General features: G+C 66.0%; 15 protein-coding genes. 7 read left to right on the plus strand and 8 right to left on the minus strand.

From position 1 onward, the window contains the following. Window position 1 precedes the first annotated feature (1 nt). From AB0H00_RS00860 to AB0H00_RS00890, 7 genes are all read left to right on the plus strand, one after another. Window positions 2-1,495, plus strand: a complete 1,494-nt coding sequence (locus AB0H00_RS00860) for an MCE family protein (RefSeq protein WP_357258712.1) — start codon at window positions 2-4, stop codon at window positions 1,493-1,495. Beyond that, window positions 1,492-2,535 carry an MlaD family protein gene (locus tag AB0H00_RS00865; RefSeq protein WP_357258715.1) on the plus strand — a complete coding sequence of 348 codons (1,044 nt, stop codon included), beginning with the start codon at window positions 1,492-1,494 and terminating at the stop codon, window positions 2,533-2,535. Before AB0H00_RS00860 ends, AB0H00_RS00865 begins: the two co-directional genes overlap by 4 nt. Further along, window positions 2,535-3,533: an MCE family protein gene (locus AB0H00_RS00870; RefSeq protein ID WP_357260343.1), complete on the plus strand. Its 999-nt coding sequence runs from the start codon at window positions 2,535-2,537 to the stop codon at window positions 3,531-3,533. The genes AB0H00_RS00865 and AB0H00_RS00870 overlap by 1 nt, the downstream gene beginning before the upstream one ends. Beyond that, the gene (locus tag AB0H00_RS00875; protein ID WP_357258718.1) at window positions 3,530-4,639 is read left to right on the plus strand and encodes an MlaD family protein; all 1,110 of its coding nucleotides are present in this window, start codon (window positions 3,530-3,532) and stop codon (window positions 4,637-4,639) included. Before AB0H00_RS00870 ends, AB0H00_RS00875 begins: the two co-directional genes overlap by 4 nt. 8 nt (window positions 4,640-4,647) lie before the next feature. Next, a complete protein-coding gene (locus tag AB0H00_RS00880) occupies window positions 4,648-5,739 on the plus strand; it encodes an MCE family protein (protein WP_357258720.1) in 1,092 nt (363 codons plus the stop codon). Next, on the plus strand, window positions 5,736-6,914 hold the full coding sequence (locus tag AB0H00_RS00885) for an MlaD family protein (protein ID WP_357258723.1): 1,179 nt from the start codon (window positions 5,736-5,738) through the stop codon (window positions 6,912-6,914). The genes AB0H00_RS00880 and AB0H00_RS00885 overlap by 4 nt, the downstream gene beginning before the upstream one ends. A gap of 133 nt (window positions 6,915-7,047) precedes the next feature. Then, window positions 7,048-7,836: a hypothetical protein gene (locus AB0H00_RS00890; RefSeq protein ID WP_357258726.1), complete on the plus strand. Its 789-nt coding sequence runs from the start codon at window positions 7,048-7,050 to the stop codon at window positions 7,834-7,836. Between the two features lie 77 nt (window positions 7,837-7,913). Here the strand turns inward: AB0H00_RS00890 and AB0H00_RS00895 are convergent, their stop codons facing one another. From AB0H00_RS00895 to AB0H00_RS00930, 8 genes are all read right to left on the minus strand, one after another. Further along, on the minus strand, window positions 7,914-8,486 hold the full coding sequence (locus AB0H00_RS00895) for a ribonuclease H (RefSeq protein ID WP_357258729.1): 573 nt from the start codon (window positions 8,484-8,486) through the stop codon (window positions 7,914-7,916). Between the two features lie 10 nt (window positions 8,487-8,496). Further along, window positions 8,497-8,964 (minus strand): SRPBCC family protein, encoded by a 468-nt coding sequence (locus AB0H00_RS00900; protein ID WP_357258732.1) that lies wholly within the window; start codon window positions 8,962-8,964, stop codon window positions 8,497-8,499. Window positions 8,965-9,137: 173 nt separating this feature from the next. Then, entirely contained in the window at window positions 9,138-9,836 is a 699-nt protein-coding gene (locus AB0H00_RS00905; protein ID WP_357258735.1) for a hypothetical protein, read from the minus strand. A gap of 351 nt (window positions 9,837-10,187) precedes the next feature. Next, the gene (locus AB0H00_RS00910; RefSeq protein WP_357258738.1) at window positions 10,188-10,979 is read right to left on the minus strand and encodes a TIGR03084 family metal-binding protein; all 792 of its coding nucleotides are present in this window, start codon (window positions 10,977-10,979) and stop codon (window positions 10,188-10,190) included. A 130-nt stretch (window positions 10,980-11,109) separates the two neighbouring features. Further along, on the minus strand, window positions 11,110-12,465 hold the full coding sequence (locus AB0H00_RS00915) for a hypothetical protein (RefSeq protein ID WP_357258740.1): 1,356 nt from the start codon (window positions 12,463-12,465) through the stop codon (window positions 11,110-11,112). Window positions 12,466-12,623: 158 nt separating this feature from the next. Next, window positions 12,624-13,100, minus strand: a complete 477-nt coding sequence (locus AB0H00_RS00920) for a MarR family transcriptional regulator (protein ID WP_357258743.1) — start codon at window positions 13,098-13,100, stop codon at window positions 12,624-12,626. A gap of 177 nt (window positions 13,101-13,277) precedes the next feature. Next, window positions 13,278-14,423 (minus strand): DUF6596 domain-containing protein, encoded by a 1,146-nt coding sequence (locus AB0H00_RS00925; protein WP_357258746.1) that lies wholly within the window; start codon window positions 14,421-14,423, stop codon window positions 13,278-13,280. Then, complete coding sequence (locus AB0H00_RS00930; protein ID WP_357258749.1) at window positions 14,420-14,827, minus strand: YciI family protein; 408 nt, start codon at window positions 14,825-14,827, stop codon at window positions 14,420-14,422. Before AB0H00_RS00930 ends, AB0H00_RS00925 begins: the two co-directional genes overlap by 4 nt. Window positions 14,828-15,106: the final 279 nt, after the last annotated feature.

The raw sequence follows: 15,106 nt of genomic DNA on the forward strand, positions 1-15,106 counted from the left end.
GATGATCATCGATCCCAGTGGGCGTGGACCCACCATGCGGCAGCTGCTCATCGCGGGCGTGTGCGGTCTGGTCGTCTTCGCGCTGGTGCTGAGCTTCCTGATGCTGCGCTACAAGGGCTTCTTCCAGGAGAAGGTGAACGTCACCGCGAACCTGACCACGACCGGTGACGGCCTGCCCGAGCAGGCCGACGTCAAGTTCCGCGGCGTGCTCGTCGGCGCGGTGAAGAACGTCGACATCGCGGCCAAGGGTGAGCTGCAGAAGGTCCGGATCGAGATGAAGCCGGAATTCGCGGGCGACATCCCGGCCAACGTGACCGCCCGCGTAGTGCCGAGCAATCTGTTCGCCGTCACCTCCGTCGAGCTGGTCTTCAACGGCCCCGCCGATCAGTACCTGCACGAGGGCTCCACCATCGACGAGGACCGCAGCCAGGGCACCATCGCGTTGCAGGACACGCTCACCACGGTGCGCAACATCCTCGACGAGATCGACCCGGTGCAGTTCGGCCGGGTGCTCGGCACCCTGTCGCAGGCGCTGGACGGCAGCGGCCGGATGCCAGGTTCGACCATCGAGCGGTTCGACCGCTGGCTGCAGGCCGTCGATGACTCGATCCCCGATCTCGGCATACTGCTGGGTGATTTCTCCGCGTCGTTCCATGCGCTCAACCAGTCCGCGCCGGAACTGGTCGACGTGCTCGGCACCTCGGTGCAGACCGCGCGCACGATCGCCGATCGCCGCAGCGAGCTGGTCGCGCTGATCACCGGGGCAAGCGGCACCGTGGACACGGTGAACGATCTGTTCGCCCGCAACCCGAATGTCGGCAAGGAGGTCACCGCGGGGACCAGCGACATGTTCGGTGCGATCACCGCCGACCCGAACGCGATCACCCAGAGCCTGCTCAACCTGAGCGAGACCATGCGCCGGATGGACACCACATTCACCTGGGGTCCGCAGAAGCAGCAGGTCTGGAACGCGGGCGTCACGCTGACGCCGTATCGCCCGTACACCGTGGCCGACTGCCCACGTTACGGTGAAATGGCGGGCCCGAGCTGCTTGACGGCCCCCGCGGTCGCAGACGTCGGTGAACTCCCAGAGCAGCTGAAGCCGCGCGCGCTGGCCTCGGCCGCCGGGCTTCCTCCGGTGGTACCGATGCCGGGTCTGCCGCTGATACCGGGTGTCACCACCCCGGACCCGAACCGTGCCACCACGGCCGCTCCGACCGGCGGCGCACTCGCCCCATTCGCGGGCACTCCGCTGGAGGGTTTGTTCCCGATGCTGCCGCCGGGCCTGCTCCCGCCTGCCGCGGCGGTGCCGGCGCCCGCCGCTCCGGCCGTGGCGCCAGAGGGGACCCCGTCGGCCCGGCCGATCTCCTACCAGGGGGATTCCGCGATCATCGCGCTGCTCGGCCGCAAGCCGACCACCACCGAATATCTGCTGCTGAGCTCGATTCTGAAGGGCGGAACCATGCAGGTGTCCGACAATGGTGCCGGACGATGAGCATTCGCAAGCCGCTGATCGGATTCGGCATCTTCGCGATCGTGTCCATTCTGGTGACGGTGGTCGTGTGGAACACGTTGGCGCGCATCGTCAGCGGTGACACCAACACCTACACCGCGACGTTCTCCGACGTGCTCGGTCTGCACGAGGGCGACGACGTGCGGATGGCGGGCGTGCGGGTGGGCAAAGTCGAGAAGATCGAGCTGGGTCGCGACACCAACCTGAAGAAGTCGGTCGCGAAGGTGACCTTCGTGGTGCAGCGCGACCAGACGCTCTTCGACGACACCAAAGCGCTTGTCCGCTACCAGAATCTGATCGGTCAGCGGTATGTGGCGCTGGCTCCCGGTAAGGAGTCGAGCCCGGCGGCGCTGAAGAACAAGGGCTCGATTCCGATCGAGCGGACCGAGCCGTCGTTCGATGTATCGGGTCTGCTCAACGGATTCCAGCCGCTGTTCCAGGTGCTGCAGCCCGAGCAGGTCAACCGGCTGTCGGAGACCTTCATCCAGGCGTTGCAGGGTGATGGTGTCTCGTTGAGCGCGTTCATCGTTCAGGCTGCGCAGCTGGCGACCGACTTCCAGCGCAGGGACGCGATCCTGTCCGACGTGATCTCCAACCTGTCCGGTGTGATGTCGGGGTTGGCCAAGCGAGGTGATGAATTGGAGACCCTGGTGACCCAGACCCGGGCCTTGATCGGCGGGTTGTACGAGCAGGGGCAGTCCTTGCAGGCCTCTACGGTGCAGATCGCGAACGCGACCACGTCACTGGTCGACATGATGGGCCAGATTCAGCCGAAGCTGCAGACCGCGCAGAACTCCACCAGTGCGGCGCTGACCCTGCTGCTGGACAACGGCGCCAAGCTCGACCAGGCGGCGATCGACCTGCCGAACGTCCTCGCTGCCGCGGGTAGGCATGCCTCCGAGGGCGCCTACGCCAACGCGTATCTCTGCGGACTGGACGTCTCGCTGTACGGCGTCCTCTTCCCCCGCGGTCTGTTCTCGCAGATCGGTGGCACTTCGCACTCGGCGGTGTGCCGCCCATGATGACGAAGCTCAGGTCCAGGTTCGACAACAACCGGTACTTCTGGCTCGGCATCCTCGGTGGCGTCCTCATCGTGGTGCTGCTGCTGGTGTCCAGCGTCTACAAGCTCGTCGGGGTGGGCGAGCAGACCGTCGAGGCCGAGTTCGTGCAGGCCGCCGGCATCAAGGTCGGCGACAAGGTGAACGTCGCGGGCGTCGGCTCCGGCCGGGTCGCCGGTGCGAAGCTCGAGGGTGACCACGTGCTGCTGACGTTGAACGTGAGCGATGACGTGAAGCTCGGCCCGGACGCACGCGCCTCGATCAAGATGGCGACGCTGCTCGGAGCACGGTTCGTCGACCTCGATCCCGGCGACGGCTCCGGCTTGAAGGGCGGGCGAATCCTGGTGTCCAACACCTCGGTTCCCTACAACCTGTCCGATGTGGTCCAAGTCGGCACCCCGAAGTTCGAGGCGCTCGACACCGCGAAGCTGGCGGCGGCGCTGAACCTGATCAACAAGCAGATAGGCGACTCGCCCGAGCTGATGGTGCAGGCGCTCGACAGCGTCGGCGCACTGGCCAAGGTGATAGATGCCCGCAAGGGCGAGGTGGACGGTCTGCTCAAGGACCTGGACCGGGTCACCCAGATCCTCGGGGACAATCGCAACAGCGTGCTGCTGGTGATCACCCAGGGCGAGGCCATCGCGAACCGGGTGATGGAGCGCCAAGGCCTGCTGCGTCAGCTGCTGGACAACATCGCGGCGCTGACCAAGCAGCTGCAGGCAATCGGCGCCGAGAACAACGATCAGCTCGGCCCGACCATCCAGCAGCTGAACACCATGGCCGAGGGCCTGCAGAAAAACAAGGACAACCTGGATCGCATGCTGTCGCTGATGCCGCCGACCCTGCGTTACCTGGCGAACTCGTACGGCGGCAGCGGTCCGTACGGTGACGTCGGCCTGCCGTGGCTGTTCCCGGACAACTGGCTGTGCTTCGCCCAAGTTATCGAGGGGTGCCAGGGATGAAACTCCGCAGCGCTTTCCAGCTGAAGACAGTCGCGAAGACACTGATGATCAGCGCCGCCGCCTTGGCGGTCGGCAGTTGTTCGCTGCTGCCGAGTTCGGTGAACGACGCACTGGGTACGACGATGCGGATCACCGCGGACTTCGAGAACATCGCGGGCATCTACGAGGGCAACCCGGTCACGGTGCTCGGACTCGACGTCGGCAAGGTCGACAAGATCGTGCCGAAGGGCACCCTCATCGAGGTGCACATCTCCATCGACAAGGACGTCAAGATCCCGAAAGACGCGATGGCAGCGATCATTTCGCCATCCATCGTGACCGACCGGCACATCGAACTCACTCCGGTCTACACCGCCGGTGACACCATGTCCGACGGCGCGCATCTGCCGAAGGGCCGCACCAAGACGCCGGTCGAGCTGGACACAATGATCAAGACGATTGATCAGTTCGCGGCCGCGCTGAAGCCCGAGCCCGGTCAGGAAGGCCTCGGCCCGCTGTCCGGCCGGGTGCTCTACCCGATGATGAACGGCAATGGCGCGAAAATGCGCGACACCCTCAACGCGCTGTCCGGCGCGCTGAAGGTCGGTGTGGACAACAAGGATGCGGTGTCCAACATTATCGTCAAGCTGAACGATCTCACCACGATGCTGGCCGAGAACGACCAATCGGTGCGCGATTTCAGCAACCGGATGACCCAGATGAGCGGCCTACTCGCCGAGCAATCCCCTGGCCTGCAGGCGACATTGGATCAGCTCAACGCCTTCCTGGCGAATACCAGCACCACGTTGTCGCAGTATCGGGATCAGCTGTCGGGGTCTATGACAGGCCTGACCAACGTCACCCAGCAGCTGCGTGACAACGCCTACGGCATCACCGAGGTCGTCGACCTTACGCCGATGGTGATGCAGAACATCGATGGCATGGTGAACCGCGAGCACAGCTATGTCCGGCTGCACGGGGTGATCGGCACCGCGCTCTCAGGTGAGATCGTCAGCTTGTTCTGCGAACGGATCCAGATGAAGGCGGATGGCTGCCGTACCGGAAACATGCAGGACTTCGGACCCGACTACGGGCTCACCGCGGCGCTGCTCGGACTGACGAAATGACGTATCGCATGACGATCAAGGCACGCAGGGCGCTGGTCGCCGCCGCAGCGGTGGCCGCTGTCGGCGTCACCTCAGGCTGCGGGCTCACGGTGGAGAAATTGCCACTGCCCAAGCCGGGCATGTCCGGGGACACCTACACCGTGCACGCGGTGTTCGAGAACGCACTGAACCTGCCCGACCAGGCGAAGGTGAAGATCGGCGGCTCGGACGTCGGCGTGGTCTCCAACATCAAGACCAAGAACTTCCAGGCGGTTGTCGATCTGACCATCAGCAAGGACATCGAGCTGCCCAAGGGCAGCACGGCGGAACTGCGCCAGGCCACCCCGCTCGGTGACGTGTTCGTCGCGGTGTCCAAGCCCAAGACCGAGCCCGGCACGCAGACGCTGCACGACGGCGACACGCTCACTCTGGAGAGCACGTCCGCGGGCGCGACCGTCGAGCAGTTGCTGATCTCGGTCTCCCTACTGTTCAATGGCGGCGGCATCGCCAGCTTGTCGAAGCTGGGTGCGGAGCTGGACTCGATCGTCGGCGGGCGTGGCGGGCAGCTGTCCCACCTGATCACCGAGATGACCGGTGTGGTCGGCAGTTTGAACGACAACACCGCCCGGGTCGACAGCGTGCTCAACGAGTTCAGCACACTGGCGACGACCATCGAGTCGCGTCGTGCCGAGCTGGGCGAGGTTGCCGACACGCTTCCGCAGATGATCGGTGCCATCGCCGAGAACAACAGGGCCATCGGTGAACTGCTGACCAAGGTGTCCACCACGAGCGCCGCCCTCGGCGACTACGCCGACACCACCACCCAGCAGTTGAGCAGCCTGCTGGACAACACCCGCCAGCTGATGGACGCACTGGCCAGAACTGGCGACGGCTTCGGGGTGCTGCTCGAGCGGATGAGGGTGTTGCGGCCGAAGCTGGACGCGACGTTCCGAGGCAACAGCTTCGCGGTGTACGCGACCGCCACCAATCTCGACCTCAGCGCGCTCACCGATCCGCAGCACGGCAGGCTTCCGGACCTCAACGACCTGCAGGACTTCGCGGGCAGCCTGATCCAGGTGCTGCAACTGGTGTACGGCCGGGTGACGGGAGGGCACCGATGACCTTCTTGTCCAAGCTGTTCGGGCGCAAGCTGCTGCTGTCGAATCTCGGCCTGATTCTCGTGTTGCTGGTCGGGGCCGCGTACCTGATGGTGAATGTTATGCGGATCAATCCGCTGCGCTCGAACTACACCGTCACCGTGAACTTGGACCGTTCCGGCGGCCTGCAACCGGGTAACGACGTGACCCTGCGCGGATGGCGGATCGGAAAGGTCACCTCGATCAAGTTGACCGACCGCGGCCAGGCCATCTCCGCAACCGCGGAGATCGAGTCGAAGTACAAGATCCCGGTGGACACCGCGATCGCGGTGCAGGCGCTCTCCGGCGCCGGTGAGCAGTACATCGACTTCCGGCCGAACGCGGAACAGGGCCCGTACCTGGCCAACGGCGCGGTGATCCAATTCGATCCGGAGAAGATCCACACGCCGACGCCGGTGTGGTCGGTGCTGGACAACTCCAGTGCGCTGATCGCACAGATCGAGCCGGGCAAGTTCAAGGTCATCCTGAACGAGCTGGACATCGCGCTCAGCGGTGGACCGGATCAACTGCGCGGCATGGTCAACGGGATCAGCCTGGCCGCGGCGGGCCTGGACTCGCTGCTGCCACAGACCACGAACCTGATCACCAACCTGCGCACCATCTCCGAGACCACATCGCACGCGCAGCCGGATCTCGCCACCCTGACGCGCAACTCCGGAACGTTGTTCGAGCAGTTCAACGACGCGAACGCGGAGCTGCAGCGCGTACTCGAGCAGGCGCCAGGCCAGCTCACCAGCCTCGGTGCGGTGCTGGACAAGACGGCCGACCCGATCACCAGCCTGGCGACCAACTTTCAGGCGATCACCAAGGCGGCGCAGCTGCGGCTACCCGCGCTGCGTGCGCTGTTCCCCTCGCTCGCACTCGGCGGCGAGGCGCTCGGAATCCCGGCGCACGACGGTGAGTTCCACGCGATCGTCGACATTTGGCCGCGGCCGTTCTGCACCTACAACACTCCGAAGATCCGCAACGAGGTCGTGCAGGACGGCACGATTCCGAAGTGGAACTACTGCGAGAACCCGCCGCCGGGTCAACTGATCCGTGGCGCGGCCAACGCGCCGCGTCCCGATGTGCCGAACAACGGCGCGCACATGCCGCCGGGTGTGGATCCGAACGAGCGGACCCTTCCTCCGGTGCGGTGAGTTCGTACCCGGCCCGGTGGCCATCCCGCCGGCCGGGCATACTCGCCGGTTGAACGCCTACGGTTCGCCTCTGTTGCGGGCCGGTCAGCCAATCGGCGCGCCGACGCGCGTCGGGAAAGTGCAGGTTGTATCGATGTCTAGCGACGACGCCGAGACCGACAAGGACGCCGAGACCAAGGCCGCCGACAACGAGGAGGCCACCGACGAGGTGACCGCCGAATCGGAGGATGCCGCCGCCGCGAAGGCCGAGGAGTCCAAGGCGGAGAAGGCGGACAAGGAGAAGACGGACAAGAAGAGCGAACCCGAGGGGGGCGCTCGTCCCGCCACGCCGCAGAGATCCACTTCGCTGCCCTTGGTGGCTGCCTTCGTGGCCGGTGTGCTCGCGGTGGCGGCGATCACGGCGGTCGTCGTGTTCTTCCTGCAGGGCAAGGACCGCGGTGACAAGCTCGACGCGATCCGCGATTCGACCAGTGCCGCGTGCAAGTTCGGCAAGGACGTCTCCGTCTACGACTACTCGAAGAACCTCGACGACTACTTCACGACGGTGAAGGCCGGCGCGACCGGGGAGTTCCTGAAGGAGTTCGACGACGCGACCAAGGCGCTCAGGGATGCCATGGTCCAGGCGCAGGTCAAGTCCTGGGCCGACGACGTGCAGTGCGGCTACCAGTCCGGGGACCAGACCTCGGCCAAGGTGCTGGTGACCTTGACGCAGTACCGAACGAATTTCACCCAGCCCAACCCGGAGCGGCAGTTTGTGGTGGTGATCGCCCAGCTGCAGAAGTCGGGTGACAAGTGGCTGGTCGAGAAACTCGACTCGCCTATGTTGAAGGGGGCGGGAAACGGCCTGCCTGGTGCGCCCGCGCCGGGCAACGGCCAGCAGCCCGCGCCGTCGGGCCAGCCCGCGCCGCAGCCGGGCAACTAGCCGAGTGCCTCCGGCGGTGGGCCGAGCCACCACCGCCGGAGGCTATTCGGGCAGTCTTCGCGATCCGCGCGAGCGGATCAGAACAGCGTCAATGTCTGCGGCGCCGACGGCGCGGCCGCCTTCCCCGCGGCCTTGTCCTTCGGCGCTTCCGGCGCCGCCGACGCTTCTTCCACAGTCACCGCGGGGATCTCCACGGTGTTCACCTCGGCGACGGCCGCGGTGGCCGCAGCCCGTCGAGCCGCTTCGCCGGCCAGCGCGTCGGCCTGCTCGTTGAAGTAGTTGCCGACATGCCCACGGACCCAGCGGAACCGGACCGGACCCGGCCTGCTCGCGATGGCCCGGTCGATCTGCCGGACGAGTTCGACGTTCTTCACGGCACCCCCGGCGGATGTGCGCCAGCCGTTGACCCGCCAGCCCGACACCCACTCCGAGGCGCACTTGATCGCGTACAGCGAATCGCTTTCGATGAAAAGGGGTTCGGACCCGGAATGGGCGACAATCGCTTCCAGTACCGCACGTAATTCCGCGACCTGGTTGGTTCCGGACGCGGCTCCTCCGCTCGCCGAGGAGCCCTGATGATTGACCCAAGCCCAGCCGATGGCGCCGCCGGGATTGCGGAGGCAGGATCCGTCGGTGCTCACGATGATCATAGGTGGCACCCTACGCAATCCGACCGACAAGATCGGTACCGTGGAATTCCTCTATCTCCCTTCGCAATTGGGTTTCAGTGCGGCGGAGTGCCGACTTCACGGCGGCATCCACCGGACCGGCGCACAGGCGCCCGGTGATGAATCCGCGGGGTGGACTGTACTCCGCCTCGGACGTCAGCACCGACCGCCCATAGCCGAGCGGGTCGAAGCGCAGCGTCAACGTCCAGGTCAAACGCCCACGGAGCGTATACCCGATCACCGCGTTGCGGCGGTATTCGGTGATCTCGCATGTCACGGCCTGTCGCCAGAGCCCGAGACGGGCGGCGAAGGCTGCGCCGAGGCCGCGGTCGAGTTCGCCGGTCGGCTCGAAGTTCGCGATGCCGAACATCCAGTTCGGTACGAAGAGATGGTTGTCCGTGTAAGTGAATGCCACTTCTACCGGCGCTCCGACGTCACTCGCGTACTTGATGTGGCCCATAGGCCCTCCCTGTCCCACGACTGGCGTTAAAAGTACTACAGCTCTCCTCTTTATTCGAGAGGATGACCGGAATTTGGTACGACGTATTGCCAGATATGGACTGGACGGTTGCTCGAGAGCTCGGGTGCGAGCCGCCGCCTTCGAAGCTGGTCGACGAGGTGTCCGCGATCGGGTTACACCGCGACTGCGTGGTCGGCGCCGCCCGGGAGCGCAACCGTGGTCTCGAGGCCGGCAGGCTCGGAACTCATGCCTGTGGGGCGTGTCTTCTCCGGAGTTGCCGCGGGCTCAGGGCAACGGCTCAGACGCAGATCGTGCTCGCCGAGGGTCGGGTCGGAGAACGCCAATCGCACCTCACCGTGGTGGATGTCGAGATCGGTGCGCACCGTGGTCACGGCCGACGGCGCGGCGCCGAGCTGTTCCGGCACTGGAGTCGGCAGGTAGCCGGTGAGCAAAGCGAACGCGTTGGTGCCCACGGTGACCGAGACGGTGTCCGTCTCGGCCTCGGCGATCCGCGCTTCGACAAAGGCGTTGCCCAACCTGACCTTGCCGCCCCGACTCGTCGGCGTGCGCTGGGTCGAATCGCTATGCGGCTCCGCGTGTGTCGGTTCGGTTGCCAGCTGTCGCGTGTACGCCGCGGGCAGCGCGAAGCTGCGGCTGGTCAGCCTCGGATCGGAGCCGACCGGACCGCCGCGGTGGGTATCCTTCGCCCCGGTCGGAGCGACCGGTGCGGCGAGCTCCCTGTCGGGGCGCTGCGCATCGGCCATCTGGTGCACGATGTACCCACCCGCGACGGCGGTCAGGCTGAGACTGGTGGCCGCAGCGAGCACGATGGTGGCGTGCCGTGCGAACTGGGCAGGTCTGTGTGCTGTCACGATGCGTCCTTTGTCTGCGTTGCTGCTCCTCGACAGAACGACCCGCATCATCGGAAGTCGCACGCTTATCCAGGTTACCGGCGTGGCCGGTGGCTACAGTGCGTGAGGGAGATCGGCATCACAATGTGCCGCCAGGGCTACCGCGCCGGACGGTCGAGAACCGATGCCAGGGCCTATGAATGTTTCCGACGGCACACCAGCGGGTAAACAATCGCGTAGCTGGCGAGCGTCATTCTCGACTGCCACATTGAGACACCCGGCCAATGGCGTCCGGCCGTCGACACGAACGGCGCACCCAAGTGTGGCGCTCGCCCGCTCCCGGATCTTCGGACCGGGTCGGGTGTCAGCGGGTCAGGCGAACTGGCCCGCTGTCCTGCCTTTTCCCGTCGGGCCCGCGAAAGCCTGTGCAATGCTGAGCCATTCGGCGGCGTCCTCGCCATGTACCTCGATCGCGAGGTCGTCGAGATGGCGGCGCTGCGTCACCAGCAGGCAGAAGTCCACTGCGGGTCCGATTACTCGCTGCACGGCCTTCTCTGGACCCCAAGACCAGATCGCACCATCGGGCGCCGTCAGCTCAACCAGGAATTCTTCGGTGGGCGGGGTCTTTTCGCGCACCGTGTACGCGAAGTTCCTGGTCCGCACGCCGATGTGCGCCACGGTGCGCAGGCGCGTGGTGGGAGTCCTTGCGACTCCGAGGGTATCGGCCACGTCCTGCCCGTGCGCCCAAGTCTCCATGATGCGGGCGGTGACCATCGAAGCCGCGCTCATCGGCGGACCGAACCAGGGCAGCTTGACGCCTACGGGCACTGCGCGCAGCGCGTCGGTGAAGGTTGTGCGTCCGTGCCGCCACCGGTCGAGCAGTTCGGCGGGTGGTGCGGCCGCGGCTTCCTCGGCCGCTTCATCGACGAAGGTGAGCGCACGTGGCCCCGCATCGGCTATCAGTTTCTGGAAGCCGTCGGCGTCCGCGGCGGCGATGGTCGCGACCTCGTCGGTCCAGGCCAGGTGGCCGATCTGGTGCGCGATGGTCCAGCCGGCCGCCGGGGTCGGCTGCGCCCAGTCCGCCGGTGCCAACGGGGCGACGAGCCGTTCCAAATCCGCGCATTCGGCGGCGAAATCGCCGAGTAGCACTTCGAGGTCAGCCATCCGTTCCCCTCCCGATCGGGGCACACCGCCTCGGGTGCCTTCCGGTTCAGCTTCGCAGCGGGCCGAGAAAAATGCAAGCGTGCGTGCTTGTATTTTCCCCGTCCTTGCGGCCGCGCGGTGCGCGGACCGGCTACCAGCCGAAAATGACCAGATGCGCGGTGCCGACGACCAAACCGAGGGCCGCGCCGTGCAGGTAGAGCAGCCAGGCATCCTGTTCGACCGACGCGTAGAACATCTCCATGAACTCCCCCGGCGTCAGCCGCCGGAGCTTGCGCGTGGCGAATTCGTCAATGGTCTTCGCCTGCTCGAGCGTGAATTCCTCGTCCTCGACCAGGCTCGGCGCCAGGCCGACTGCCGCACCCGCAGCGCCAACCTTGAGATTGTCGAACTGGCGGCGGCCGAGCGCAGCCCGCACGAACGAGGTGGTGAGCCCGAGCTGGCGGTTGATCTCGTCGGCGATGAGGTGCTCCAGCAGTTGCCTGGTCTTGTCCCCGTTCGGGCCGTCCAGGAGCTCCTTCGACAGATTCGGCAGGGTCAACACCTGGTAGGCCAGGATGTGTGCGAGGTCGGTAGCCGCCTGCGGCTGCCGCTTCGCGAGAAGTGCCTGTTTCCACGGATACTTGTACCTCGGCCGTGGGTCGCCCGGCTCGAACACCATCTTCACGGCGATGACGTTCACGATCACGCCGATCGCCGCTGAGGCGAGCAGTACGATCACCCAGCCCGGCACCGAACCGATCACCGGAATGTGCTGGTGCACATGCATATAGAGGGCCAGTAGGAGACCGAACGGCGCACCGAGGAACCCGATTCGCACCATGAACCGCAGCTCTGGTGCCGCGATCGTGGTGGTCAGATCCTTCAGGATGGACGGGTTCTCCCGCAGGTAGCGGATGACGAAGCTCTTGATGTCGATCAGCTGGTCGACGTTGTCGCCGAGCGATTCGAACGCCCGGCGCGACAGTGCGGGCAATTCGCGATCCACCCGCTGGTAGATCAGCTGCTTGGCGGCGCGCGGCACGGTGCGCCACAGGTCCGGATTCTCCCGGTACATCAGCTCGTCGACCAGCGACTGCACCTGTTCGCGCGCGAGAATCGCGATGTAGTCGGCGATGCCGTCCAGGTCGAGTTCGTGGATGAAGTCCTTGGGGCTGCCGATCCGCATCAGCGCCTTGTCCACACAGATACTGGCCATCTTCTCCGCGCGGGCCGGGATGAATCCCTGGAATCCGAGGCGACGCCCGTCACCGGAGAAGGTCGGCAGCACCTGGACCCGGCGCGGGAAGTAGGGATAGAGCACGGGCAGGCCGGGAACGCGGACGCCGCGGAACCGCACCGGCCAGAACAGCATCAGCACGCCGGTCCAGTTGGTCAGCCAGCCCGCCAGCGAGCTGAAGATCGGGAACGTGATCAGGTCGACGACGAACTTCGACCGTCCGGTCAACCCTTCCCAGTCGATAAACACGCCGGCGGCGAGCGACGACATCGATGGGACTCCCTGGGGCGAGCCGACGGAACCGCCGGAATGACATATCGAGGCCCCCACACTCTCATTGCGTTGGAGGGGTGTCAACGTGGCGCGGGCACCCATGTCGGCAGTTCTCGAGCGGCACGTCCGGGGACGTGAACGCGCGAGCGGCAGGATCAACTGGGCGACTCGGCGATCCGCAGGATGGCACGGCGGCCGACGGCTCGCACGGCAGGAAAATAGCGGGCGAAACCTCGCATCAGCTCGAGCGCCCCTTCGATGGCTTGGCCGTCCGTGACCTCGTCGATCGTCCGATACAGCCGTTCTTCGATCTCCGCGACTTTCGACGACAGTTGTTCTCCCTCCGCCGTAAGTGTGAGCGTGATCCGGCGCCGATCGTCGAGCGCGGCCTCTCTCTTGATGAGGCCCGAGGTGACCAGCCGATCGACAAGCCTGCTCGGGCTACCACCGGTCTCGCAGACCAGCAGTTCACCGAGCCCGGCGAGCGTCAGTGGTTGATGATCGGTCAGCACCCTGAGAACTTCGGCCTGGGACGGGGTCAAACCCAATGGCCGCAGATCCGCGGAGAGTATTCGATTTCCCTCACGCTGAATGGCCAAGGTGAGATAGCGCAGTTCCTCAGCGGGTCGCATGCCGATCCTCCTCCTTTAAATGTTGTGTAATCAGATCACACGACATTTAGCTGCTCGACAGATCCCCGGCGCCCGCGACTCTGGCCGAGCAGGATCGTGCCAACGACCGCCTGGCGGCAGGTGCGGGGGGCTTGGCTCCTACCGGGAAAGTCGAGTGTCGCTCTGCGACAACCGGGCTCAGGAATGCAGCAACTGCCGCACCCGGGCTGCCTCGCGGGTGAGGTGATGGCACTCAGGCACATTGGTGGCTGCGCGGGCTGCCTCGGCGTACAGGGCGGCGGCCTGCTCGAGATCGCCGGCGCCTTCGAGGAGGTAGGCCCGGACTGCGGTGTGGCGGGGCAGCGCTGGGTCCAGTTCGGCCAGTTCGGCCAGTCCGGCTCGGGGTCCGTCGGCCTCACCGACCGCCACTGCGCGGTTCAGCCGCACTACCGGGCTGGCGGTGAGGAGTAGCAGTTCGTCGTACCACTCCACGATCTGTACCCAGTCCGTCTCGGAGGTGCTCGGGGCATCTGCGTGCAAGGCGGCGATCGCGGCCTGGGCCTGGTATTCGCCCAGCTGGTCGCGGGCCAACGCGGTTTGCAGAATCGCCACCCCCTCGGTGATAAGGCCGGTGTCCCAACGGGATCGGTCCTGCTCCGCGAGCGGCACCAGGCGACCGCCCGGGCCGGTGCGAGACGCACAGCGAGCATGATGCAGCAGCATCAGTGCGAGGAGCCCCGAGACCTCGGGCGCGTCGGTCGAGGTGGCGAGCTGGCGGGTGAGGCGGATGGCTTCGGCCGCCAGGTCGATGTCCCCGTTGTAGCCCTCGTTGAAGGCGAGGTAGAGCACACGCAGCACTGTCGCGAGGTCACCGGGCTGGTCGAGCGGCAGCCCTGTGATTCGCCGTTTGGCCCGGCTTATCCGTTGCGCCATAGTCGCTTCGGGGACGAGATAGGCCATGGCTATCTGCCGGGTCGTCAGGCCGCCGACAGCGCGCAAGGTCAATGCGACGGCCGACCCAGGGGACAGGGAAGGGTGCGCGCACAGGAAATACAGCCACAGCGTGTCGTCCATGGCGGGCACCGGACCGGCCGGCGGCTCGACCTCCACGGCGAGTTCTCTTCCCCGCCGGGATGTTTCGGCCCGGGAGGCATCGAGGAACTTGCGCCATGCGGCCGCGACGAGCCATCCCTTGGCATCGCGCGGTGGATTGTCCGGCCACGTTTCCAGTGCCCGGATCAGCGCCTCCTGCACCGCATCCTCGGCCGCGGCGAAGTCGGCGCCGCGGCGGACGAGGACTCCGATCACCGAGGGTACGAGTTCGCGCAGCAGCGACTCGTTCACTCGGTCACCGTGGGCAACTCGGTGAGGAACGGTCGTACCTCGAGCCACTCCTGGACCGGCTTCCCGCCCGCGCCCGGAGCCGCGGAAAGCTCGCCGGCCAGCTCGAGCGCCCGCTCGTAGGTCTCGACGTCGATGATCATCCACCCGGCGATCAGATCCTTGGTCTCCGCGAACGGGCCGTCGGTGACAGGAGGGCGTCCGTCGCCGTCGGAGCGGACGAACGTGCCCTGCGGGGACAGCGCTCGACTGTCGACGAACTCGCCGGTGGCCTCGAGTCGCGCGGCGAAATCCCCCATGTACTGCACGTGGGCCGTCACCTCCTCTGGCGTCCACCGGTCCATCGGCACGTCGTTGACCGGCGCCGGCGCGCCCCGGTAGTGCTTGAGCAGCAGATATTTGGCCATGATGGTCTCCTCGGTTCGTTACGGCCCATTCTGGCCGGGATTGATCGGTTCAGGCGCGCTGACGTTCGGCCCGCTGCTGGATCAGCTCCTCGACCGCGGTGGGAAGGATGGTTTAGGCATCTCGCTTGTTGCGTACGGCCCTATCGATCGTCGCGTCGGCCGGTGCTCGCATCTCGGTGGGGCCCTGCGCCACACCGGCGTCGGATTTCGCTCGAAGCGAACGAGCTGAACAGGGCGGAACAAACCCGGGAACGCCGGGGTTGAGTAGGCATCGCTCAA

This window comes from Nocardia sp. NPDC023852 (genome assembly GCF_040639505.1).
Classification (GTDB): domain Bacteria; phylum Actinomycetota; class Actinomycetes; order Mycobacteriales; family Mycobacteriaceae; genus Nocardia.

Coding starts and splice junctions, on each gene's coding strand:
- AB0H00_RS00890 (WP_357258726.1), top strand. CDS start 7,048: ATGTCTAGCGACGACGCCGAGACCGACAAGGACGCCGAGACCAAGGCC.
- AB0H00_RS00865 (WP_357258715.1), top strand. CDS start 1,492: ATGAGCATTCGCAAGCCGCTGATCGGATTCGGCATCTTCGCGATCGTG.
- AB0H00_RS00885 (WP_357258723.1), top strand. CDS start 5,736: ATGACCTTCTTGTCCAAGCTGTTCGGGCGCAAGCTGCTGCTGTCGAAT.
- AB0H00_RS00860 (WP_357258712.1), top strand. CDS start 2: ATGATCATCGATCCCAGTGGGCGTGGACCCACCATGCGGCAGCTGCTC.
- AB0H00_RS00920 (WP_357258743.1), bottom strand. CDS start 13,100: ATGCGACCCGCTGAGGAACTGCGCTATCTCACCTTGGCCATTCAGCGT.
- AB0H00_RS00900 (WP_357258732.1), bottom strand. CDS start 8,964: ATGGGCCACATCAAGTACGCGAGTGACGTCGGAGCGCCGGTAGAAGTG.
- AB0H00_RS00910 (WP_357258738.1), bottom strand. CDS start 10,979: ATGGCTGACCTCGAAGTGCTACTCGGCGATTTCGCCGCCGAATGCGCG.
- AB0H00_RS00895 (WP_357258729.1), bottom strand. CDS start 8,486: ATGATCATCGTGAGCACCGACGGATCCTGCCTCCGCAATCCCGGCGGC.
- AB0H00_RS00875 (WP_357258718.1), top strand. CDS start 3,530: ATGAAACTCCGCAGCGCTTTCCAGCTGAAGACAGTCGCGAAGACACTG.
- AB0H00_RS00930 (WP_357258749.1), bottom strand. CDS start 14,827: ATGGCCAAATATCTGCTGCTCAAGCACTACCGGGGCGCGCCGGCGCCG.
- AB0H00_RS00915 (WP_357258740.1), bottom strand. CDS start 12,465: ATGTCGTCGCTCGCCGCCGGCGTGTTTATCGACTGGGAAGGGTTGACC.
- AB0H00_RS00870 (WP_357260343.1), top strand. CDS start 2,535: ATGACGAAGCTCAGGTCCAGGTTCGACAACAACCGGTACTTCTGGCTC.
- AB0H00_RS00880 (WP_357258720.1), top strand. CDS start 4,648: ATGACGATCAAGGCACGCAGGGCGCTGGTCGCCGCCGCAGCGGTGGCC.